22 protein-coding genes are annotated in these 21638 nt (G+C 35.3%); 14 read left to right on the plus strand and 8 right to left on the minus strand.

Going from position 1 to position 21638, the window contains the following annotated elements; all coding sequences use genetic code 11:
• The first annotated feature begins 32 nt into the window (after nucleotides 1–32).
• Nucleotides 33–503: a GNAT family N-acetyltransferase gene (locus C8P67_RS04000; RefSeq protein WP_115810637.1), complete on the plus strand. Its 471-nt coding sequence runs from the start codon at nucleotides 33–35 to the stop codon at nucleotides 501–503.
• The gene (locus tag C8P67_RS22465) at nucleotides 500–973 is read left to right on the plus strand and encodes a glycosyl-4,4'-diaponeurosporenoate acyltransferase CrtO family protein (RefSeq protein WP_115810639.1); all 474 of its coding nucleotides are present in this window, start codon (nucleotides 500–502) and stop codon (nucleotides 971–973) included. Before C8P67_RS04000 ends, C8P67_RS22465 begins: the two co-directional genes overlap by 4 nt.
• Before the next feature lie 426 nt (nucleotides 974–1399).
• On the opposite strand, the gene yaaA is transcribed toward C8P67_RS22465, so the two are convergent.
• The gene (gene yaaA, locus C8P67_RS04015) at nucleotides 1400–2158 is read right to left on the minus strand and encodes a peroxide stress protein YaaA (protein WP_115810643.1); all 759 of its coding nucleotides are present in this window, start codon (nucleotides 2156–2158) and stop codon (nucleotides 1400–1402) included.
• 284 nt (nucleotides 2159–2442) lie between these two features.
• Here yaaA and C8P67_RS04020 point away from each other — a divergent pair, with 284 nt between their 5' ends.
• From C8P67_RS04020 to C8P67_RS04045, 6 genes are all read left to right on the plus strand, one after another.
• The gene (locus C8P67_RS04020; protein ID WP_115810645.1) at nucleotides 2443–2967 is read left to right on the plus strand and encodes a GNAT family N-acetyltransferase; all 525 of its coding nucleotides are present in this window, start codon (nucleotides 2443–2445) and stop codon (nucleotides 2965–2967) included.
• Entirely contained in the window at nucleotides 2967–4241 is a 1275-nt protein-coding gene (locus C8P67_RS04025) for an MFS transporter (RefSeq protein WP_115810647.1), read from the plus strand. The genes C8P67_RS04020 and C8P67_RS04025 overlap by 1 nt, the downstream gene beginning before the upstream one ends.
• A gap of 64 nt (nucleotides 4242–4305) precedes the next feature.
• Entirely contained in the window at nucleotides 4306–5724 is a 1419-nt protein-coding gene (locus C8P67_RS04030) for an amidohydrolase family protein (protein ID WP_115810649.1), read from the plus strand.
• Between the two features lie 336 nt (nucleotides 5725–6060).
• Entirely contained in the window at nucleotides 6061–7032 is a 972-nt protein-coding gene (locus C8P67_RS04035) for a DUF2167 domain-containing protein (RefSeq protein WP_245980369.1), read from the plus strand.
• A 124-nt stretch (nucleotides 7033–7156) separates the two neighbouring features.
• A complete protein-coding gene (locus tag C8P67_RS04040; protein WP_115810653.1) occupies nucleotides 7157–8383 on the plus strand; it encodes an ATP-binding cassette domain-containing protein in 1227 nt (408 codons plus the stop codon).
• Between the two features lie 391 nt (nucleotides 8384–8774).
• On the plus strand, nucleotides 8775–9758 hold the full coding sequence (locus C8P67_RS04045) for an SPFH domain-containing protein (protein WP_115810655.1): 984 nt from the start codon (nucleotides 8775–8777) through the stop codon (nucleotides 9756–9758).
• A gap of 193 nt (nucleotides 9759–9951) precedes the next feature.
• On the opposite strand, the gene C8P67_RS04050 is transcribed toward C8P67_RS04045, so the two are convergent.
• Together C8P67_RS04050 and C8P67_RS04055 are read right to left on the minus strand one after the other, a co-directional pair.
• Nucleotides 9952–10995 (minus strand): RluA family pseudouridine synthase, encoded by a 1044-nt coding sequence (locus C8P67_RS04050; protein ID WP_115810657.1) that lies wholly within the window; start codon nucleotides 10993–10995, stop codon nucleotides 9952–9954.
• Complete coding sequence (locus C8P67_RS04055; RefSeq protein WP_115810659.1) at nucleotides 10985–11611, minus strand: PASTA domain-containing protein; 627 nt, start codon at nucleotides 11609–11611, stop codon at nucleotides 10985–10987. The genes C8P67_RS04050 and C8P67_RS04055 overlap by 11 nt, the downstream gene beginning before the upstream one ends.
• 117 nt (nucleotides 11612–11728) lie before the next feature.
• Between C8P67_RS04055 and C8P67_RS04060 the strand changes: the two genes are divergently transcribed.
• The 4 genes from C8P67_RS04060 (at nucleotide 11729) to C8P67_RS04075 (ending at nucleotide 14509) form a co-directional block, all read left to right on the plus strand.
• A complete protein-coding gene (locus tag C8P67_RS04060; RefSeq protein ID WP_115810661.1) occupies nucleotides 11729–12700 on the plus strand; it encodes a D-alanine--D-alanine ligase in 972 nt (323 codons plus the stop codon).
• A gap of 79 nt (nucleotides 12701–12779) precedes the next feature.
• A complete protein-coding gene (locus C8P67_RS04065; RefSeq protein WP_115810663.1) occupies nucleotides 12780–13352 on the plus strand; it encodes a TMEM175 family protein in 573 nt (190 codons plus the stop codon).
• Nucleotides 13353–13358: 6 nt separating this feature from the next.
• A complete protein-coding gene (gene coaD / locus C8P67_RS04070) occupies nucleotides 13359–13823 on the plus strand; it encodes a pantetheine-phosphate adenylyltransferase (RefSeq protein ID WP_115810665.1) in 465 nt (154 codons plus the stop codon).
• Between the two features lie 119 nt (nucleotides 13824–13942).
• Nucleotides 13943–14509 carry a PhnA domain-containing protein gene (locus tag C8P67_RS04075; RefSeq protein ID WP_115810667.1) on the plus strand — a complete coding sequence of 189 codons (567 nt, stop codon included), beginning with the start codon at nucleotides 13943–13945 and terminating at the stop codon, nucleotides 14507–14509.
• A 113-nt stretch (nucleotides 14510–14622) separates the two neighbouring features.
• Here the strand turns inward: C8P67_RS04075 and C8P67_RS04080 are convergent, their stop codons facing one another.
• From C8P67_RS04080 to C8P67_RS04100, 5 genes are all read right to left on the minus strand, one after another.
• Nucleotides 14623–15063 carry a hypothetical protein gene (locus C8P67_RS04080; protein WP_115810669.1) on the minus strand — a complete coding sequence of 147 codons (441 nt, stop codon included), beginning with the start codon at nucleotides 15061–15063 and terminating at the stop codon, nucleotides 14623–14625.
• 211 nt (nucleotides 15064–15274) lie between these two features.
• Nucleotides 15275–16810 (minus strand): SulP family inorganic anion transporter, encoded by a 1536-nt coding sequence (locus C8P67_RS04085; protein WP_115810671.1) that lies wholly within the window; start codon nucleotides 16808–16810, stop codon nucleotides 15275–15277.
• 30 nt (nucleotides 16811–16840) lie between these two features.
• Nucleotides 16841–18190 carry a DEAD/DEAH box helicase gene (locus C8P67_RS04090; protein WP_115810673.1) on the minus strand — a complete coding sequence of 450 codons (1350 nt, stop codon included), beginning with the start codon at nucleotides 18188–18190 and terminating at the stop codon, nucleotides 16841–16843.
• A gap of 309 nt (nucleotides 18191–18499) precedes the next feature.
• Complete coding sequence (locus C8P67_RS04095) at nucleotides 18500–19696, minus strand: BamA/TamA family outer membrane protein (protein ID WP_115810675.1); 1197 nt, start codon at nucleotides 19694–19696, stop codon at nucleotides 18500–18502.
• A gap of 234 nt (nucleotides 19697–19930) precedes the next feature.
• On the minus strand, nucleotides 19931–20533 hold the full coding sequence (locus C8P67_RS04100) for an NUDIX hydrolase (RefSeq protein WP_115810677.1): 603 nt from the start codon (nucleotides 20531–20533) through the stop codon (nucleotides 19931–19933).
• Between the two features lie 7 nt (nucleotides 20534–20540).
• Here C8P67_RS04100 and pyrE point away from each other — a divergent pair, with 7 nt between their 5' ends.
• Both pyrE and C8P67_RS04110 read left to right on the plus strand, forming a co-directional pair.
• On the plus strand, nucleotides 20541–21182 hold the full coding sequence (gene pyrE / locus C8P67_RS04105; RefSeq protein WP_115810679.1) for an orotate phosphoribosyltransferase: 642 nt from the start codon (nucleotides 20541–20543) through the stop codon (nucleotides 21180–21182).
• 46 nt (nucleotides 21183–21228) lie between these two features.
• Nucleotides 21229–21621, plus strand: coding sequence for an SRPBCC family protein (locus C8P67_RS04110; RefSeq protein ID WP_115810681.1), 393 nt, complete (start codon nucleotides 21229–21231; stop codon nucleotides 21619–21621).
• Nucleotides 21622–21638: the final 17 nt, after the last annotated feature.

The following is a 21638-nucleotide window of genomic DNA, read 5'->3' on the forward strand; positions in this document are numbered from 1 at the left end:
TGCAATAGTCAAAATTAAGCTAAAATTACAAAATGAACAACATCAACATTATCAAATGCAACCGAAATCATTCAGCAATTATATCTGACTTGATTATTGATTTATTAAAAGACTTTAACGATCGAAGTGGCAGCAGCTTTGTTATTGACAGAAACTATATACTAGAAACGATCAATAAATTAATTGACCGTGAAACTTTCGGATGTTATGCTGCCTTTGAAAATCAAGTCCCTATTGGACTTATCACAATATCGCACAGTTTTGCGATATATAACGGCGGTGATTTTGGAGTAATTACGGAACTATATGTTGATAAACACAAACGAAGCTGCGGAATAGGAAAACTTCTTTTAGAAAAAGCTTACGAATTTGCGAAACAGCATAATTGGTCAAAATTGGAAGTTGGTGCACCAAATAAATCCGAATGGCCCAGAACAATTGACTTTTATAAAGAAAATGGCTTTGAAGAGAAAGGCCCAAAATTACGATTAAACTTAAAATGAATGAAAACTCAGGATATCAGCTATGCATAAGCCTTTTCGTCACAATCTACAGCGGTCTTCCCGGGCTGTGGATTGCAGAAATCCTGAGAAAACAAAATGCTTCATTTTTTTACTCCGTTAAAAATTTTGCAATAACTAAAAATATTGATTTTTATAAACGCTTAAAGCTAGACTTCTTCGTATACTGCATAAAAAACACATTCTTTAAACACTGCAACATCAAAATTCGAATATCAAAAAAACCAAATATAAGCGAAATTGATAAACTGCTCAATGAAATAACAATATCCGAATTATGTCATTTTTTTGGGTTTGTGTTTGTGGTGGTATTTCAAATTACAGCTTTATTTTTGGGTTTATACATAATGTTTTTCTCTTCATTTCTATTCAATACCATATTTAACGTTTACCCCGTTTTATTGCAGGAACGAAATAAATTAAGACTCAGAAACTTTCTTACAACTTTATAATATTAATCAGTAATTTGAAAAATAATCTACTATGAATAAAAGAATTAAATATGCATTTTTTATATGTTCTTTGTTTATAACTGGCCTTGTTATTGGGAGACTTGGCCAAAGTTATTTTAGATTTTCGGGTTATAGATTTTTATATCACACTTGCTGGATCACAAATTATATTTTAATTTTAAGTTCATTCACTTGGGGAATCATAAACGCAATTCTTGTATTCAAGGAAAAATATAATTTGTCCAAAATGATTATCTGCTTAACCGTAAGTTTATTACCAATTATTTATATTCTAATAATGATTGGTCTTATTTCTATGGAAAATTAAAAATCACAAAACTAAGATTTGTTGTATTTACAAAGTGAGACCTATTTTTAAGCAAAGAATATTCTGCTTACTGAAATCTGATAACTGCCAACTGATTTCTACCTAGTAAAAACCAAACTATTCCCTTTCGACAAATTAGCATCAAACTGATAGCCTTCATAATTAAAAGCTTTTAAATCGTCAATCGTTTCGGCATTGGTATCTATAATATAACGAACCATCAATCCTCTCGCCTTTTTAGCAAAAAAACTGATCATTTTAAGCTTACCATCTTTGTAATCTTTGAATTCTGGAGTAATAACTGGCACTTTCAAAGCTTTCACATCCACAGCTGAGAAATATTCATTGCTCGCCAGATTAATAAACAGTTCTCCTTTTTTAAGCTCTTTATTTAGGGAATTGGTAATCGTTTTTTTCCAAAACTCGTATAAGTTTTTGCTTTCGCCAATAGGCAGTTTCGTTCCCATTTCCAGTCTATACGGCTGAATCAAATCCAGAGGCTTCAAATATCCATACAAACCCGATAAAATACGTAAACGATCTTGAAGCAGATCAAGTTTTTCGGCAGGAATCGTATAAGCGTCCAATCCTGTATATACATCACCATCAAAAGCATAAATCGCCGGACGTGCATTGTCTGGCGTGAAAGGGGTTTTCCAATCTTGGTTGCGCTTCCAGTTCAAATCGGCCAGTTTCTCTGAAATAGCCATTAATTCGGATAGATTTTTTGGCGACTGCTGTTTCAAAACTTTATGTACCTGTCGAGATTCTTTTAGAAAAGAAGATTCTGTATGTTTGGGCGTTGGTAATTCCTGTTCGAAGTTAAGCGATTTGGCTGGAGAGAGTACAATTTTCATATTTATGATTAGGCTTTCGAATTCTTTTTTTTAGTGATTCCAAAAATACAAATTGAAATCTAGAATTCAGAAACAATAAATTGAATTGTTTAATGCAGTCATAGATTTTTAAAATTTTAACCGCAAAGTTCGCAAAGTATTACGCAAAGTCACAAAGCTTTGCGTGCCTTGCGCTTCCTTTGTGCCCTTTGCGGTTAAATGATTACTTTTCCATCTGAACAGAAGTCACAAATTGTTATACTATTTTATGTATTTTTGATTTTATAAAAAATAAAACACTTCCAATGATTGAAATTAAAAGAGCCTATATACAAGACCTTTCTACTATACAGCAAATAGGTATTAGCTGTTTTACCGAAACATTTTCGGAAATAAACACTCCCGAAAATATGAAGAAATACCTCCAAGAAAATTTCAATACTGCTCAGTTATCTTTAGAAATAAACAATCCCGATTCTCCATTTTATATCGCCTATTGCGACAATGAACCTGTTGGCTATTTAAAACTAAATTCTGGAAATGCACAAACCGAAACGATTGAAGACGAGACAATCGAAATCCAGCGTATTTATGTGTTAAAGGCTTTTCACGGAAAAAAAATAGGACAGCTCTTACTCGATCAAGCTATAAAAGTGGCTCAGGAATCTAATGTCGATTATGCTTGGCTGGGCGTTTGGGAAGAAAACCACAGAGCCATACAGTTTTACGAAAAAAATGGTTTTTTCACATTCGATAAACATATTTTTACATTGGGCAATGACCAGCAAACCGATTTATTAATGAAACTGCCAATAAAGACCAAAGCCTAATGACTGCTACCCCATCAATTACAAAAAATTCAAAATCCATACTCAACGCCGCTGTGATTGTGGCAGCACTTGGTTATTTCGTTGACATTTATGATTTATTACTTTTTGGAATTGTCCGTACCGACAGCCTGAAAGATCTTGGCATAACGGGAGATGCTGTTCGGGATCAAGGGGAATATCTTATCAGTATGCAAATGTTTGGTATGCTTTTCGGAGGAATTTTGTGGGGAATTTTAGGAGACAAAAAGGGGCGGATATCCGTTTTGTTTGGCTCTATTTTATTGTACTCGGTGGCTAATATTGCCAATGGTCTGGTAACTACCGTTGATGGTTATGCCTTTTGGCGATTGATTGCAGGTATTGGATTAGCGGGTGAATTGGGTGCCGGAATTACTCTCGTCGCCGAATCCCTGCCTAAAGAAAAACGCGGTTACGGAACTATGATTGTAGCTTCGGTGGGTGTTTCGGGAGCAGTTGCTGCTTATTTGGTTTATCAGTTTTTTCAGGACTGGCGCTTATGTTATTATGCCGGAGGTGGTCTTGGCATTCTGTTATTGTTTTTAAGAATCAGCATTACTGAGTCGGGAATGTTTAAACAAGTACAGCAAAGTGATGAAAAGAAAGGAGACTTCCTGTCTTTATTTACCAATTCTAAAAGATTTTCAAAATACCTGCAATGCATTCTTATCGGCGTACCGCTTTGGTTTTTAGTCGGCGTTTTGATTACTTTTTCACCCGAATTTGCAAAAGCCCTCGGCGTGCAACAGGCAGAAACTATAGCCGCAGGAAAAGCAATTGCCTTTTGCTATGCAGGTTTGGTTTTCGGAGATATTGCCAGCGGTTTATTCAGTCAATGGTTCAAAAGCAGGAAAAAAATTATGTGTCTGTTTTTGATTTCGAACCTAATAATGGTTTTTATTTATTTGAACGCCTACGGAATTTCACCTTCTGCTTTTTATCTGCTTTGCTTTGTCATGGGAGTTTCAGTCGGATATTGGGTTTTGTTTGTAACCATCGCTGCAGAACAATTTGGAACAAATATTCGAGCAACAGTTACAACAACAGTTCCCAATTTTGTTCGAGGCTCACTTCCGCTGATTATTTTGATTTATAGCTTTTTCAGAGACCGTATTTTTGAAGGTAATATTCTCAAAGCAGGAATGATTGTTGGCTCCTTATTATCAATAGCTTCATTACTGGCATTATGGAAATTAAAGGAAACTTTCCATGTTGATTTGGACTATATCGAGAACAATAACGAAACTTTTATTTAAACCAATTTCATCTGAACTAAAACAAATTCCTGAATATTTGTTATATTTGAATGAAATTTAGAAAATGAAATTATTTTATCCTTTCTTTTTTTCGATGATATGCCAACTGGGTTTTGCGCAATCGGCAGAAACTTATTTTGAAAAAATCAGAAACAACGAAGCCGAACTTACGGCTTTTTTTGCACAAATGCCCAAAGGAGGCGACTTACACCACCACTATTCCGGTTCCATTTATGCAGAGCCATTACTGGATCACGCCATTGCTAAAGATTTTTATCTGAATACCCAAACCATGGCTGTAAGCCAAGAGAAACAGTCCGGAAATGAATGGATTTTATTTTCTGATTTGCAAAAAAATGGAGAATTAGATGCTTACAAACAAAAAGTAATGCACAAATGGTCTGCCAAAGATTATAACAATGTTGATTACCCATCAGACAAATTGTTTTTTGAGTCTTTTATGAAATTGGAACCCGCCACACAGGGAAATTTTGAAGCTGGTTTATTGGAACTAAAAAACAGAGCAGTCAAAGAAAATGTCAGCTACATTGAAACCCAATTATCAATAATTCCCTGCGACATAAAAACTGATGATTTAGTCAAATACAACAGCTATTTGAGAAAATTGTCGACAGGTAAAAATGAAAAAGCGGTAATGCAGTCTCTGGATTCGCTGTATGCCATTTTCATTAAAAAAGACGCCAAAAAATATGCTACCGATTTCAACACCAAATTTGTTGGCAAAATGCACAAGGACCTCAAAATCGACGACGGCCAATTCACGATGCGTTATCAAAATTTTGTTCTTCGATTTATGGAACCGGTGGATTTATTCAAAAATTTAATCGTTGCTTTTATCTCGGCAGACAGCAGTCCGCTGATGGCGGGAGTCAATATCGTTTCTCCCGAAGACGGTGAAACTTCGATGAAAGATTATTGGTTACATATGGTTATGTTCAAATATTGCCACAGCCGTTTTCCAAAAGTAAAATACGCTATGCATGCCGGTGAACTTACCTTGGGACTTGTCCGCCCTGAGGAATTAAGCTGGCATATCAATTCGGCGGTTTATATTGCTGGAGCCAACAGAATTGGTCACGGAGTTGACATCGCTTACGAAGATAAAAGCTATGATTTAATGCGTTACATGGCAAAGAATAATATCCCTATTGAAATTAATCTTACGAGCAACGAATTTATTTTGAAAGTTAAAGAAAACCGCCATCCTATTTTATTGTACAAAGAATTTGGTGTCCCAATCGTCATAAGTACTGACGATGCCGGAATACTGCGTACTAATATGACCGAGCAGTATGTTTTACTTGCCAAAAGGTACAAAACCATTACTTATAGCGACATTAAACAATTTGTCTACAACAGTATAAGCTATAGTTTTATACAAGATCCTGCGGTAAAAAAACAATTGACACTTGACTTAGATAATCGTTTTAAGGCTTTTGAAGCTAATTTTCTAATGAAATAAATTAAAAAATCGCTTATCCATTAAGTTTAGACTTCCTTACTAAGCTTTTTTTAAATAACTCTCGCAAAGGCGCTAAGATGCAAAGCTAAAAACATGTTTCTTTGCGTCTTAGCGCCTTTGTGAGAAATAAAAGCCTAAACTACGCTTAACTTCCGATTTAAAATCCTTTAAAACTCATTTTCAACAGAATACATTTCATTGTTATCAAAACACATTTTTTGTTGATTTTTTTTAAATAAATATAAAATATAACAATTAATTAAAAACAATAGCTATATTTGAAAATAAATAGTATATTCCCTACTTTTAATTAACCCCCAATCTTTTAACCAAATGATGAAAACTACTTTAACTTTTATTGCTTCCCTATTTACTTTTTTCATGTATTCGCAGGATGAAAACTTGGCAAAGAAAATAGATTCTATAGAAAAAACTTTTAAATACCAACACGGATCTATTGATTTGAAAAATGGAATCGGGAAAATAAATGTCCCGAAAGGCTTCAAATATCTCGAACCTGTGCAGGCTGAGCGAGTATTAGTTGATATCTGGGGAAATCCAAAAGGAGAAAACTTAACACTAGGATTGCTTTTACCCGAAAACCAAGGAGTAATGAATGAGAACGGTTATGTTTTTAATATTCAGTATGATGAAATCGGACATGTTGAAGATGATGATGCCGACGATGTTAACTATGATGATCTGCTTGCCGAAATGCAAAAAGAAACTATTGAAGAAAATAAAGAACGTCAAAAAGCAGGATATGAACCAGTAACTATTGTAGGCTGGGCTGCAAAACCATTTTATGACCAAGACAGGAAAATACTGCATTGGGCAAAAGAAATAAAATTTGGTACAAATACTGTTAACACTTTAAACTATAATGTTAGAATCCTTGGCCGAAAAGGAGTTTTGGTATTAAATGCGATTGCAACTGAGAATGAATTGCCATTGGTACAAAAAGACATTAATAAAGTTCTTGACATCGTTCAATTCAATGATGGGTACAAATATGAAGACTTTGATTCCAATGTAGATGAAGTTGCTGCTTGGACAATTGGAGGTCTTGTTGCCGGAAAAGTTTTGGCCAAAGTTGGTTTCTTGGCTATACTCGCAAAATTTGGAAAAATAATTGTATTAGGATTTTTAGGGCTCTTTGGTGCTTTCAAAAATAAAATAAGAGGATGGTTTTCTAAAAATAATGAAACCGAAAATGAAGAAGAACCAAAACAGCTTGAAGAACCGATAGCTCAAATAGAAGAAACAGAAAAGAAAGAAGAACCTGAAACAGTAGACAGAGAACTTTAACAAACTATATTTAAGACAGTACAAAGCCTCATTTTTGAGGCTTTTTTATTTGATAATCTTCTTAAAAATTTGAATTATATGTCTAATTTTGCCAAATTTAATTTTTTACTTCAATACACGTAAAATGAAACATTGGGACATTCTTTTATCCAATCAGGTTGATAAAAAAAGCTTTATAGATACTTTGTTATCAAGCAGAATAGAAGGAAAACTTTCGGTTTTTAATAACCAGAAAGGGATTTTATTTTCTGATATTGCTATTCAGAAATTAATAGAAGAAGAATACATACACGATTCCATGGAGGCCACTGCTAAATTCCACAGAAATCTGCGCACCTTTTCATCCGGAGAAAGAAAAAAAGAATTTTTAAAATACTGCCTCAGACAAAAGCCAGATTATATTATTCTGGATAATCCTATGGATCATTTAGATATTGCTTCACGCATCGAATTATCTGCTGAGATTGCTTCCATTTCACATTCGGTTGGTATTATTCAATTGGTAAACCGAGCTGTTGATCTGCTTCCGTTTATTGCCAATAAAGCGCAGATAAATGATAATTCATTTGAATTACATGACATTAACACAATCGAACATTCACTTGAAAACAACGAATATAAAATCCCGATTCACAAAGAAATTTTCAAAGACGGTATTCTAATAAAAATGAATTCGGTTTCTGTTTCTTATGATGAAAGACCTATTATCGATTCGCTGTCATGGACTATTAAACAGGGGGAATTCTGGCAGTTAATTGGCCCGAATGGTTCTGGAAAAAGCACACTTCTATCGCTGATCACAGGCGAAAATACCAAAGGCTACGGTCAGGATATTGAACTCTTTGGAAGAAAAAAAGGCAGTGGCGAAAGCATTTGGGAAATCAAGAAGAAAATCGGGTCTTTCTCAACATCAATGACCGATTTATTTAACAGAAATACCACTTTGGAAGAAATGATTCTTTCCGGTTTTTTTGATTCCATCGGATTGTACAGACAGCCAACAACCTTGCAGCGAAAAATTGTTTCCCAATGGCTTGATGTAATCGAAATGACTCCTTTGAAAAAGAAAATATTCAATCGGCTTTCCATTGGCCAGCAAAGACTTGCGCTTATAACCCGAGCAGTTCTCAAACACCCACCGTTATTAATTCTAGACGAACCACTTGAAGGTTTAGATGACCATAATGTGGCTTTGGTAATTGAGCTTATCAATACGATTAAAAAAGAAACGAACATAACGATTCTCTTTGTTTCGCATAGAATGGAACCCAATCTTGCGCCGAATTCGGTTTTGGAACTGCTGTCGTGTCCAACAGGATCAAAAGGAATTATAAAAGCTTTTGCTTCTTAATTACGATTTTCTGTAAATAATCCAGTAATCATAATCATTGCGAGGAACGAAGTAATCACATTTTCTGGGTTACATTTCTTAGTTAGTTTGCTTCGTTCCTATCAATAATGTGTTTTTAAACACCTCAAGAATCCGCAAACTTGTTATTCCGACGGAGGAGGAATCTTCGCTTGCTATTCCGCACCGTTAAGGACTTTCTTTGTCGAGCCACTTGCGGAGATTCCTCCTTCGTCGGAATGACAATATTGGGTGTAAGAGAATTATTTGAACTAAAATATAATGCATCAAAATAGAAAAATACTACTCCATGAGGTAAGAATGATTTTATAAAGTTTGTAACTTTTATACCGACATCACGTATAATAATTTTAACTTTAAATCTAAAAAACTCATGGGTCCATTTATGATTGCTCTTTTAGTCTTCGGGCTGATTATTCTTTTTTCTTCCTTTTTTACAGTTAAACAGCAGACCGCGGTTGTTGTAGAACGTTTTGGTAAGTTTTTGAGTATCCGCAACTCAGGTTTACAGCTTAAAGTACCTATTATTGACAGAATTGCGGGTCGTGTAAACTTTAGAATCCAGCAGCTGGATGTAATTATTGAAACACAAACCAAAGACAATGTGTTTGTGAAAATGAAAATTTCGGTACAGTTTAAAGTCATTCCGGAACACGCTTATGAAGCATTCTACAAATTGGAATATCCGCATGACCAGATTACTGCTTACGTTTTTGACGTAGTACGTGCCGAGGTTCCGAAACTTATTCTGGATGATGTTTTTGCACGAAAAGATGATATCGCAATTGCAGTAAAAAGAGAATTAAACGAAGCAATGATGGCGTATGGTTATGATATCATCAATACTCTGGTTACCGATATTGATCCAGACATTCAGGTAAAAAATGCCATGAACAGAATTAATGCTGCCGAAAGAGAAAAAACAGCTGCTATGTTCGAATCGGAAGCGCAAAGAATCAGAATTGTTGCAAAAGCTAAAGCCGAGGCCGAAAGTAAAAAACTGCAAGGTCAAGGTATTGCCGACCAAAGAAGAGAAATTGCACGTGGTCTGGTAGAAAGTGTTGAAGTATTGAACGAAGTGGGAATTAATTCTCAGGAAGCATCAGCTCTGATTGTAATTACACAGCATTATGATACACTTCAGGCAATTGGTGCCGATACGAATTCTAATTTAATTCTCCTTCCAAATTCCCCGCAGGCAGCAAGTGATATGCTAAACAATATGGTAACAAGTTTTTCGGCTTCCAATATTATTGGAGAACAAATGAAAAAACAGCCAAAACGTGTGAAAAAAGTAGATAATACATCAACTGATTTTAACCCTTCGGATACTTCTAATCCAACGGAAACTGTTTAAATATAGTCCCTAGTTGTTGGTGATTAGTCCTTAGCAATTAGAATCTATTGATACATAAAAAAAGAGAAGCTTTGAGTTTATATAATATAAATTCAAGCTTCTCTTTTTACTTTTTCTCTTTTGTCTTATTGACTAAAGAATACTTTTCACTATTTGCTATGGACTAAAAACTAAGGACTAAAAAACTTATAAATCACTCCTCATCATCCACATGATGTGACTTAGAATACCCTCTCCATTTCTCAATACAATCCTGAAAATCTTGTGGCAATTCGGTATCAAAACGCATCATTTCACCTGTATTAGGATGTACAAAACCAAGTGTTTTAGCATGCAGTGCCTGACGTGGCAACGCTTTAAAACAATTCTCGATAAACTGTTTGTATTTTGTAAATGTTGTTCCTTTCAGAATCAAGTGACCTCCGTAACGCTCATCATTAAAAAGCGGATGACCAATGTGTTTCAAGTGTGCACGAATCTGGTGTGTTCTTCCAGTTTCCAATTTACAGGAAATCAATGTTACATACCCAAAACGCTCCAATACTTTATAATGTGTAATCGCCGGTTTACCAATTTCAGGATCCGCAAAAACGGCCATCTGCATGCGGTCTTTCAAATGTCTCGCCAAGTTTCCTTCAATAGTTCCGGAATCTTGGGCAACATTCCCCCAAACCAATGCAATATATTCTCTTTCGGATGTTTTAGCTTCAAATTGTTTCGCCAAATGTGTCATCGCAGCTTCTGTTTTGGCAACAACCAATAATCCCGAAGTATCCTTGTCAATTCGATGAACCAAACCTGGGCGCTCACTGCTGTTCATTGGTAAATTCTCAAAATGAAATGCCAATGCGTTTACTAAAGTTCCTGTATAATTTCCGTGACCTGGATGAACTACCAATCCAGGCGGTTTATTGATTAACAAAAGAGCTTCATCTTCATATACAATATCTAGTGGAATATCCTCTGGATCTACCCTATTCTCAAACGGCGGATGCGAAAGCATTACCTGAATCACATCAAAGGGTTTCACCTTATAATTCGACTTCACTGTCAAATCATTCACAAAAATATTCCCGTCGGTGGCGGCGTTCTGAATTTTATTTCGTGTTGCGTTTTGAATCAAGCCCATCAAGTATTTGTCAATCCGCAAAATGGCCTGCCCTTTCGGAACCTCAAACCTGTAATGCTCAAATAACTCTTCGTCTAAATCCTCTATGGGTTCAATATTATTGTTCATTCGCTGGTGTTGCTGTTTCTGTTGCGGGAACAGCTGTACTGTCCACTGGTTCTTCTTCCTGATAACTCTCTTTTCCGTCTCCCAAAACCAAATCAATTTTAGAAGCTTTCAATACTCTGTCCCCTACTTTTAGGTTTCTGCCTTTATAACGCATTTCAAGAACCATGTCTTTTCCTAAATTAGGAACATAAGTAATTGTCCCCGCTTCAAGTCCCAAAGCCTTTAATGTAGGCACAGCCTCACGATATGTTTTCTCTATTAAATCCGGAATTCTCACAGATGAAAACCCAGATGAATTTATCTTGATATATACTTTTCTGCCTACTTTTACCTTTGTACCAGGCATTGGATCCTGCTCTACAACACTATATTTTGGATAATCGCCTCTAAAATCAACACTATCCAGCAGCTCATAATCCAAATCCAGTTCGTCCAGTTTCTCTTCCACTTGCTCCTCGGTCAATTTTCTCAAATCTGGAACAGCAATTTCATGCCCATGATCAGTTGTAAAAGTCAGCCAATGCATAAATAAATAGGCTAAAACTGCAATAATTGCAAATGCAATTGCCACTTGTCCAAAAAAAACGCGGCTCGTAAGATATTTTTTTAAGCTCATAAATATTTTTGTTTCCCGCAAAGATAAAGCTATTTCGTTTCAAAAAAAATGATAATTTTGTTTAGAATAGGTTTAATCGGCTAATCGGTTAAACGTTTAACCGATTAAACGAATAAAATGAAAAACATTGCCATCATCATGGGCGGCTATTCAAGCGAATACAAGATCTCACTCATTAGCGGAAACGTAGTTTACCAATTTCTGGACAAAACAAAATACAACGGATTCAGAGTCCATATTTTCAAAGAAAAATGGGTGTATGTTGATGACAATGACAATGAATTTCCAATAGACAAAAACGATTTTTCAACAACTGTAAACGGAACCAAAATCACTTTCGACTGCGTTTTCAATGCCATCCACGGAACACCAGGCGAAGACGGACTGATGCAGGCCTATTTTGAATTAATTGGTCTTCCGCAGTCATCCTGCGACTATTACCAAGCGGCATTAACGTTCAATAAACGCGACATGCTTTCTGTTTTAAAACCGTACGGAATCAAAACTGCCACTTCCTACTATTTGAACAAAGGCGATATAATCAATACTGCCGAAATTATAAAAACTGTCGGTTTGCCATGTTTTGTGAAACCAAATAAATCAGGTTCAAGTTTTGGAATCTCCAAAGTAAAAACCGAAGCTGAACTGCCAATCGCAATAGAAGTTGCTTATAAAGAAGATAACGAAATCATCATCGAAAGTTTCCTTGACGGAACCGAAGTTTCTGTCGGAGTCATCAACTATCAGGGAGAAACAATCGTTTTACCAATCACCGAAATTGTTTCAGAAAATGATTTCTTCGATTATGAAGCCAAATACGAAGGAAAATCACAGGAAATAACTCCTGCCAGAATTTCCGAAGAAATGACTCAAAAAGTTAGCGAAGCAGCAAAACGTGCTTACGAAGTGCTAAAAATGAAAGGTTTCTCCAGAAGCGAATTCATCTTTGTAAACGGAGAACCGCACATGCTCGAAATGAATACCATTCCAGGATTGACAACAGAAAGTTTAATTCCGCAACAAGCCAAAGCAGCCGGAATTACATTGACAGATTTGTTTACCAATGCTATTGAGTTAGCGCTTAATTAAGAAGCTGAGTTTCTGAGATGCTAAGTTTCTAAGCTTAAAAAATCTCAGAAACTTAGCATCTCAGAAACTTTAAAAACAAATGAACAAAACCAGAATCGAAGCCTTTAGCGATGGCGTATTAGCAATTATCATTACCATAATGGTTTTGGAAATAAAGGCACCAGAAGAAGATAGTTTTGAATCCTTAAAACATTTAATTCCAGTCTTCTTGAGCTATGTTTTGAGCTTTATATATGTTGGGATTTATTGGAACAACCACCATCATATGTTTCAGGTTGTTAAAAAAGTGAATGGTTCCATTTTATGGGGCAATCTTTTTTTACTCTTCTGGCTTTCCTTGATTCCGTTTGCTACTAGCTGGATTGGAGAACATCATTTTGCAGCAACACCAATGAGTATTTATGGTTTTGTTTTATTAATGTGTGCCATTGCATATAATCTGCTTCAAAATAAAATTATAAAGCTGGAAGGAAAAGATTCGATTCTACACCGCGCCGTTGAAAAAGACTTAAAAGGTAAAATATCAGCATTAGCCTATCTTTTGGCAATTCCATTAGCTTTTGTATCACCTTGGATTTCTGGCCTTCTTTATATATCTGTAGCGATGCTCTGGATTGTTCCAGATTCCAGAATTGAAAAACTACTAAACTAAAATGAAATGAAAAAAGCCATATTCCCAGGATCATTTGACCCAATAACTTTAGGACACGAAGACATCATTAATAGAGGCATTTCGCTTTTTGATGAAATCGTAATAGCCATTGGAGTCAATGCCGAAAAAAAATACATGTTCAGCCTCGAAGAAAGAAAACGCTTTATTGAAGAGACATTCAAAAACGAGCCAAAAGTTACCGTTATCACTTACGAAGGATTAACTATCGATTTATGCCAAAAAGTAAAAGCTGATTTCATTTTGAGAGGGTTGCGCAATCCCGCCGATTTCGAATTCGAAAAAGCCATTGCCCACACCAACAGACGATTATCTAAAATAGAAACTGTCTTTTTATTAACCGCAGCACGAACTTCCTACATCAGTTCCAGTATCGTGAGAGACGTTATCCGAAATCATGGAGAATATGAAATGCTAGTTCCCGAAGCGGTGAGAGTGAAATTGCATAAATAATTAAGAATTCTGAAATAATTTTCAGCCCTAAGAGTTTTTAAAAACTGTTAGGTCTTCATAAACTTGCAAAACCTTCCATTTAACCGTAATTTTGCAGTCTAAAAAACACACCCTTTATAATGAGCTTCGAAAGAGAATTAAATAAACGCAGCGGTTCACAATGTGAATTATGTACTGCCACTGAGAACCTAAAAGAATACCAAGTATTACCAACTCAAAAAGGAGGTTTAGACGAAAGCATTTATGCCTGTTCTACTTGTATCGATCAAATAGAGAATCCTGGTCATGAAGATTTAAACCATTGGAGATGTTTGAATGACAGCATGTGGAATGAACATATTCCAGTGCAAGTGGTATCTTGGAGAATGTTAAGCCGTTTGCGTAATCAAGATTTACTAGAACAAATGTATCTGGATGAAGATACGCTGGCATGGGCACAAGCCACAGGAGAAGGCGAAGATGATGAAAATAAAATTATTCACCGCGACGTAAACGGCGTAGTTTTGGCACACGGAGATTCGGTTGTTTTAATCAAAGACCTAAAAGTAAAAGGATCAAGCATGGTGGCCAAACAAGGAACTTCTGTGCGTAACATTCGCCTAGACCACGAAAATGCTGAATATATTGAAGGAAAAGTCGATGGACAGCAGATTGTAATTATCACACAATACGTTAAGAAAATATAGTTTGCAGATTGCAGATTGCAATAAAAAAAAAGTCCTCGAAAAATCGAGGACTTTTTTGTAATTTATTAGCTCTGTAATCTTAAATCTTATAACTACAGTCTTAAATCTTTCTACTAGCTTTTTTGAAATAATTTTTCAACTTGTTCTCTTGATAGCGGCTCAGAAATATTGGTAGAACCAGCTTCTTTACTGGAAACCATAAATTGTACTGTAGTTTTATCAGAGCTAGCAATATAATGCAGCCAAACAAAATTATTAGGTAATTCCAATTTTACATCATTAAGAGGACTTGCTGTAAATCCGCCAGTAATGATTTTATAAAGACTTTGATATGCATTATCAACATTTTTAAAAGTAAAAGCTTTTAAAGACGGCTCAGCATCCTCAGATTGAACTGTGGTATAGAAAAAGGTAAACTCATCACCAATTTTCTGAACATAGAAATTATTATTTACTCTGCCTAATTTCTCAACAGGTACAGTTTCAAGAACTTTAATCTGGCTAAATCCAATAGAACTAATAAACAAAACAGCAATCGCAATAATTTTTTTCATAATTTATCTGGGGTTTTAATGATATACTCTATTCGATAAGTATTTGCCAGCAAACATAATAATAAAAAAAATTAACTCCTTTATCAATCCTATTTTTTATTAACATAAAAATCAATTATTTTGTTTGTAATTTCAATTTCAGAATACAAACCACAATAATAAATCATTCCAAAAACTATCGTTTGGGATTATTTACCGCAAATCTTACTACCTAATCTGCATTAACTACCATGTAATTAGGATCTTCAATTATATTTACATCAATAATAGCTTCAGCATTTTTTAATAATTCAATACAGTCTGGGCTTAAATACCTTAAATGTACTTTCTTACCAATCTTAGAATATCGGTGTGTGACTGTATTTAAAGCTTCAATCGCTGACATATCAGCAATACGGCTTTCTTTGAAATCAATAATTACTTCATCAGGATCATTCAGAACATCAAATTTCTCTGCAAATACTGTAGTTGAAGCAAAAAAGAGAGGGCCGTATATTTCATAGTGCTTTACTCCGTTATCATCAATATACTTTTTAGCACGAATTCTTTTGGCACTTTCCCAAGCAAAAACTAAAGCCGAAACTACAACTCCAATCAAAACAGCCAAAGCCAAATTATGCAGTAAAACGGTAATCAAAGCCACGATTACTACAACAAAAACATCGTGATTTGGCATTTTATTGACAATTTTTAAACTCGCCCATTCAAACGTTCCTATTGCAACCATAATCATAACTCCAACCAACGCTGCCATTGGCAATTGCTCAATAACTGGAGCACCAAATAAAATAATTAGCAGGATAGTTAATGATGCTACGATTCCTGACAAACGCGCTCTAGAACCTGCGGAAAGATTTACTAAAGTCTGCGCAATCATAGGACAGCCTCCCATACCGAAGAAAAACCCATTCAATATGTTAGAACTTCCCTGTGCAATGCATTCGCGGTTACCGTTTCCTTTAGTGCCTGTAATTTCATCGACTAAATTTAAAGTCAGTAATCCTTCAGTCAGTCCAACTGCTCCCATAATCAATGCATATGGAAAAATCAATCGTAAAGTTTCCCAATTAATTGGAATATTAGGAATATGAAATGGAGGAAAACCACCGCTGATTGATGCAATATCTTTCACCGTTTTAGTTTCAATTCCGAAGAAAAAAACCAAAACAAACACAACAATAATCGCTATTAAGGAAGCAGGAACAGCTTTGGTTAATTTTGGAACCAGCATTACTATTCCAATCGTCAAAGCCACTAAACCAGCCATAATATACATTGAACTTCCGGAAAGCCAGACAGCTTGGTTGTTAACTATCGTTTTAAACTGCTCCAGCTGCGACATAAATATCACAATTGCTAATCCGTTTACAAATCCAAACATAACTGGACGCGGCACCAGTCTAATGAATTTCCCTAATTTAAAAAAACCAACCAAGATTTGCAATACACCAGCTAAAGCTACAGCTGCAAAAACATATTCTAAACCATGGGATTTCATCAAAGCAATTAATACAATCACCGTTGCACCTGCTCCGCCTGAAATCAATCCCGGTCTTCCGCCAAATACTGCTGTCACAAGACCTGCTATAAAAGCCGCATACAATCCCATCAAAGGAGGGAATCCAGCTAATATTGCAAACGACAACGATTCTGGAATCATCGTCATAGCCACTGTAAACCCTGCTAAGACTTCAGTTTTATAGTTTACTTTCTGTGAGAAGTCGAATAAATTAAGTAGTTTTTTCATGAATAATTTTAGAATCAAACCGAGTACTGACTATTCTTCTTCTTTTTTAATCACTTTTCTGGCAACTTCAATTTTGAATTTCTTGCCTTTCATTTTTTCGTCTTTAACAGCGAGCAGTAAGTCTTTTACTTTATTGAATTTCACTGCTGCAAACGAAATAAAATCCTTCACTTCAATTAATCCTAAATCACCTTTTTCGAGTTTTCCTTTTTGGGAAAAGAAACCTACAATATCAATTTTATTCAATTTATTTTTCTTTCCTCCGCTAATGTAAATGGTTTGAAACTCGGGCGGTTTTGGCAGATTTATACTGTTTTCTACATTTAAAACTGGCATTTCATAATCAACATAATCCAGTTTTTTTTCACTTTCATTTACAATAAGATAAGCGGAACCCGAAGCCTGCATACGGGCAGTTCTTCCGTTTCTATGTGTAAACTCATCTTCTTTTAATGGCAGATGATAATGAATTACGTGTTTCATTTCGGGAATATCCAATCCACGCGCTGCCAAATCTGTAGTGATCAAATAACTCATACTCCCATTACGGAATTGAATTAAAGATCTTTCTCGTTCCTCCTGATCCATTCCGCCATGATAATAGGTAGCATAAATTCCTTTTTCGTTTAAAGTGTCGCTGATTCGTTCGGCAGCATCACGATGATTGCAAAAAATAATCGCCGACTGTGATTTTAACGAGCATATCAAGTTGAATAGGCTTTCTAATTTGTCCTTACTTTTAGAAATTACCATTTTGGTAACCAAATTACTTGCTTTCTCTTCTTCAGATGGAATAAAATCTAAAACTGTAGGATTTACAACTCGGGTGTATTTTGGAATTTCAATGTCTGATGTAGCCGAAACTAAAACACGTTTGTTAAGCTTTGAAAGTTTCCCAATGATAAATGACATTTGTTCGTGAAAACCTAACTGCAGCGATTTATCAAACTCGTCCAAAATTAAAGTTTGAATCTTGTCCAGTCGAAAAGTACCTCTGTCGATATGGTCAGCAATTCGGCCGGGAGTTCCTATTAAAACAGCTGGAGGATTACTCAGATTTTTGATTTCAGTATCAATAGAATGTCCGCCGTAGCACACATTTACTTTGTAATCGGTTCCCATTTTTTTCCAAACCTGCTCAATCTGCAGTCCAAGTTCGCGTGACGGAACTAAAATCAGGCATTGAACCGATAAAATTTCGGGCAGCAGCATTTCGAAAATCGGTAATAAAAATGCTAATGTTTTTCCGGAACCTGTTGGAGAGAGCAGTAAAACATTATTGTCATTTAGGATAACATCCTGCGCAGTTTCCTGCATTTCATTTAGGCTTTCGATACCTATATTCAGTAATATATTATTGGAGTGGTGTTTCTTATTCATTTTGCAAAGGTAATCAAAAATAACACTTTGCTTTCGAGGTCAATATATTGGCTGCAAAAAAACAAAAAACACGTTTAATGATTGAAATCATTTGCTGTGGTTATGACTTAATTAAAAGCTAGGATGATGGCAAAAGAGCAAAATGTTTCTCTTTAGCCCCGATTACTTCGTCAGTTCGCTTCGCTCGTGTGCAGTGAAAATCCTTTTTGTTTTTTCTTTAAAAATAAAAAGATTGCAACGGAAAGCGGGAACAATGTCTCAAAAAATATCTAATCTTTCAGCTCCAAAAAATTAACAATAGAATCCAACTCAAAAAGCTTCGGTAATTCTAAAATAAAACCCCCAATCTCCACGGCCTGCAGCAATATCAATTCCGGCATTTACTTTTTGACCAGCCTTTTCAATTACCTGATAACGGATACCTGCACCTATACTTGGTAATGGTTTGCTCCATGAAGCTCCGGAATCATACCAATCGCCTGATGCTGCGCCTTCTTCGGACTTTCTATAGGCAATTCCGAGTCCCGCGAACCCAACGTACCCCCATTTTTTGTAAAAATTATTTCGAAATTCCGATTGAACTGTATAGGTTTGATTTCCTCTGTATTCCCCTTGGGTATAACCTCTTAGATCCGTTTGACCAATATAATCCTGTGAAGCAAAAGGAACGTCTCCAAAATTGGCTTTCATTGCAAACCTGCTGGCTAAAATTTTATGGTCTCCCAATTTTTTATAATGATTTACATATAACATTGTTTTTATGAAATCATTATCGTTATCCAACCATTCAGGCACCATTGAAAATCTTCCATCAATGAAAATTCCTTCACTTGGATTATAGATACTGTTTCGGGTATCATAACTAATTGGTATAGACAGTGAATTAGTGTCATTTGGCTCTACAACTTCACTGCCATCCGGAAGTGTAATCGTTACATCAGAACGCATCATAAATCCCCCGAGTCCCAAATAAAAATTTTCAAAAACCCTTCTCTGCAATGCAAATGCAATTAAACCTCCTTTTGTAGTGTACGGAGTTTCATAAACACCTATAACTCCTCCCGTACCGCCATCCTCAAAATCCTGAAAGGCCTGAAAATTATAATTGATATATCCAACAGCAGTAATTATCCTCCAATTATCTTCCATTAGATAAAGACGCGTTCCCAGCATCATGTAGTAAGAATCGTTTGTTGCATAATTACCAACTGCCATAACTCTGGAAAGAGGTGCTTTTTTTGAATTATCTGCCTTAAAAAGTCCCATAGCAATTGCGCCAGCGCCAGCGCCCTGCGAACGATCATAAGTCAAAGTTGGTATAGGCATAAAAGCAAATTTCTTTTCTTTCTTTTTTACGGAATCGCTATCTTTTACGGTATCCAAAACATTCGCTAAGAGAGAAACTTCTATCGTTTTTTTACACAAAAAAGGTTTAACATTTTTAGAAAATGAAAACCCAGAAGATGCATAAAATAAAAATGAAATAAGTAAGACAGTTCTTTTCATTTAAATTAACTTTTAGATAGAAAACAAACAAGATACGCTTCAAAACCTTTAATCAATTGAAAACTTACAATGTGATTTTCAACAATTATAGTATCAAATATAAGGGATTTAGAAATTTAAAACGAATTTTATTCATCAATAAACCAGTTAATTGTCAGCAAAACAAAAAATCATGCTGTCAAATAAATAAGTTAATTCATTAAAAAAAGAGAATATTAGAAGTGAAAATTTGATTTACTTAATCAAATTTTCTTCTTCAAACAGAAGCTTTATATTTTCATAGGAATTTTGCAGTGCTTCCTTTATCTGCTCAGGATTCAGCCATGCAACTTTTTCAATTCCTTCTTCCAGCTGTCCTTTTAGAGTACCTTCAAATGTAGACTGCATTTCAAACCAATGGGTAATTTTCAGTTTGTATTTACCATTTCGCTTGAATATATGATAGGTTTTTTGAAGTTTTTTTACAACTTTCAATTCGTTCACGCCAGTTTCTTCTTCCACTTCGCGCATTGCCGTTTCTTCAATCAGTTCGCCTTTGTCGGTACCACCTTTTGGCAGATCCCATTTTCCGTTTCTAAAAATGAATAAAACTTCACCTTTTTGATTATATACCAATCCGCCGCCAGCTTTATTTACAGGAATTTTTGCTTTAAGCGTTTTCATAATCACGCTTTCGTCAGGATGATAGAGATATGCTTTCTTAATTTTATTCTGAAACATTTTCACAATAACTTGCTTAACATCAATACTATCAAGCAAGAAAAGCTGAAAATCAGTTTCCTTCGAAATTTGATTTGTCAAAAAAAGTGGTTTGTCGTTAACAAAAACTTTATACATTTGTATTATGATTTTTAATAAAGATACAGCCGAAAAAACAGCCGAATTGCTTTTGCAAATAAATGCAATTAAATTGAATCCAGGAAATCCTTTTACATGGGCTTCTGGATGGAAATCGCCTATATATTGCGATAATCGTTTAATCCTCTCGTTTCCAGCCATAAGAAATTATGTTAGAGATGAATTTTCCAAGAACATCGAAAAACAATTTGGGAAACCAGATGTAATTGCAGGTGTAGCTACTGGTGCAATAGGCATAGGAATGCTTGTTGCCGAGAGCATGGGACTTCCTTTTGTGTATGTTCGCCCAGAACCAAAAAAACATGGACGTCAGAACCAAGTGGAAGGTTTTTTACAAAAAGGACAAAGCGTAGTAATTATAGAAGATTTAATAAGTACTGGAAACAGCAGTTTGCTAGCCGTTGATGGTTTACGCGAAGCCGGAGCAGTCATAAAAGGGATGGCAGCTATATTTACATATGGTTTTGATGTAGCAGACAATAACTTTAAAGATGCTAAAATTGACCTCTACACTTTAAGCAATTATCAAAATTTACTGAATTTAGCCGTTGCTAAAAAGTACATCACAGAAAATGAAGAACAAACTTTGAGAGAATGGAACGTGAGTCCATCAACTTGGAGTATATAAATTTTAGATTGCAGATTTTAACTGCAGTAAAACAAAATAACAAAAAATGAATTTAGAAAGTCCAAAAGTTACCGTTGAAAAATCAAGCCAAGAATTATTCGACTTATTAAGTGATGTGAAAAACTTCGAAAAATTAATGCCGGATAATATTGCAAAATTTGAAGTAATTGGTGAAGATGCTTTTATTTTTGGATTAAAAGGAATGCCTGAGATCAAACTGAAAATGAAAGAAAAAACAGCTCCAAACAAAATAGTTTTGGGTGCAGCAAGCGATAAGCTTCCGTTTTCTTTAGTAGCCAATATTGACACTGTTTCCGAAAATTCAAGTGCTGTAAAACTGGATTTTGAAGGCGAATTCAACGCAATGATGGCAATGATGGTAAAAGGACCAATTTCAAAATTTATTGAGACCTTGGCAGCCAATATGACAAAACTATAATACCCTTTATAAACAAA

This window comes from Flavobacterium aquicola (assembly GCF_003385115.1).
GTDB lineage: Bacteria > Bacteroidota > Bacteroidia > Flavobacteriales > Flavobacteriaceae > Flavobacterium > Flavobacterium aquicola.

Excerpts from the sequence above, each read along its gene's own strand:
- C8P67_RS04085 (WP_115810671.1), bottom strand. The coding sequence starts at position 16,810 with ATGAAAAAACTACTTAATTTATTCGACTTCTCACAGAAAGTAAACTAT.
- C8P67_RS04035 (WP_245980369.1), top strand. The coding sequence starts at position 6,061 with ATGAAAACTACTTTAACTTTTATTGCTTCCCTATTTACTTTTTTCATG.
- C8P67_RS04040 (WP_115810653.1), top strand. The coding sequence starts at position 7,157 with ATGAAACATTGGGACATTCTTTTATCCAATCAGGTTGATAAAAAAAGC.
- C8P67_RS04095 (WP_115810675.1), bottom strand. The coding sequence starts at position 19,696 with ATGAAAAGAACTGTCTTACTTATTTCATTTTTATTTTATGCATCTTCT.
- C8P67_RS22465 (WP_115810639.1), top strand. The coding sequence starts at position 500 with ATGAATGAAAACTCAGGATATCAGCTATGCATAAGCCTTTTCGTCACA.
- C8P67_RS04060 (WP_115810661.1), top strand. The coding sequence starts at position 11,729 with ATGAAAAACATTGCCATCATCATGGGCGGCTATTCAAGCGAATACAAG.
- C8P67_RS04050 (WP_115810657.1), bottom strand. The coding sequence starts at position 10,995 with ATGAACAATAATATTGAACCCATAGAGGATTTAGACGAAGAGTTATTT.
- C8P67_RS04000 (WP_115810637.1), top strand. The coding sequence starts at position 33 with ATGAACAACATCAACATTATCAAATGCAACCGAAATCATTCAGCAATT.
- C8P67_RS04065 (WP_115810663.1), top strand. The coding sequence starts at position 12,780 with ATGAACAAAACCAGAATCGAAGCCTTTAGCGATGGCGTATTAGCAATT.
- C8P67_RS04045 (WP_115810655.1), top strand. The coding sequence starts at position 8,775 with ATGGGTCCATTTATGATTGCTCTTTTAGTCTTCGGGCTGATTATTCTT.
- C8P67_RS04110 (WP_115810681.1), top strand. The coding sequence starts at position 21,229 with ATGAATTTAGAAAGTCCAAAAGTTACCGTTGAAAAATCAAGCCAAGAA.
- coaD (WP_115810665.1), top strand. The coding sequence starts at position 13,359 with ATGAAAAAAGCCATATTCCCAGGATCATTTGACCCAATAACTTTAGGA.
- C8P67_RS04075 (WP_115810667.1), top strand. The coding sequence starts at position 13,943 with ATGAGCTTCGAAAGAGAATTAAATAAACGCAGCGGTTCACAATGTGAA.
- yaaA (WP_115810643.1), bottom strand. The coding sequence starts at position 2,158 with ATGAAAATTGTACTCTCTCCAGCCAAATCGCTTAACTTCGAACAGGAA.
- C8P67_RS04055 (WP_115810659.1), bottom strand. The coding sequence starts at position 11,611 with ATGAGCTTAAAAAAATATCTTACGAGCCGCGTTTTTTTTGGACAAGTG.
- C8P67_RS04090 (WP_115810673.1), bottom strand. The coding sequence starts at position 18,190 with ATGAATAAGAAACACCACTCCAATAATATATTACTGAATATAGGTATC.
- C8P67_RS04030 (WP_115810649.1), top strand. The coding sequence starts at position 4,306 with ATGAAATTATTTTATCCTTTCTTTTTTTCGATGATATGCCAACTGGGT.
- C8P67_RS04025 (WP_115810647.1), top strand. The coding sequence starts at position 2,967 with ATGACTGCTACCCCATCAATTACAAAAAATTCAAAATCCATACTCAAC.
- C8P67_RS04080 (WP_115810669.1), bottom strand. The coding sequence starts at position 15,063 with ATGAAAAAAATTATTGCGATTGCTGTTTTGTTTATTAGTTCTATTGGA.
- C8P67_RS04100 (WP_115810677.1), bottom strand. The coding sequence starts at position 20,533 with ATGTATAAAGTTTTTGTTAACGACAAACCACTTTTTTTGACAAATCAA.
- C8P67_RS04020 (WP_115810645.1), top strand. The coding sequence starts at position 2,443 with ATGATTGAAATTAAAAGAGCCTATATACAAGACCTTTCTACTATACAG.
- pyrE (WP_115810679.1), top strand. The coding sequence starts at position 20,541 with ATGATTTTTAATAAAGATACAGCCGAAAAAACAGCCGAATTGCTTTTG.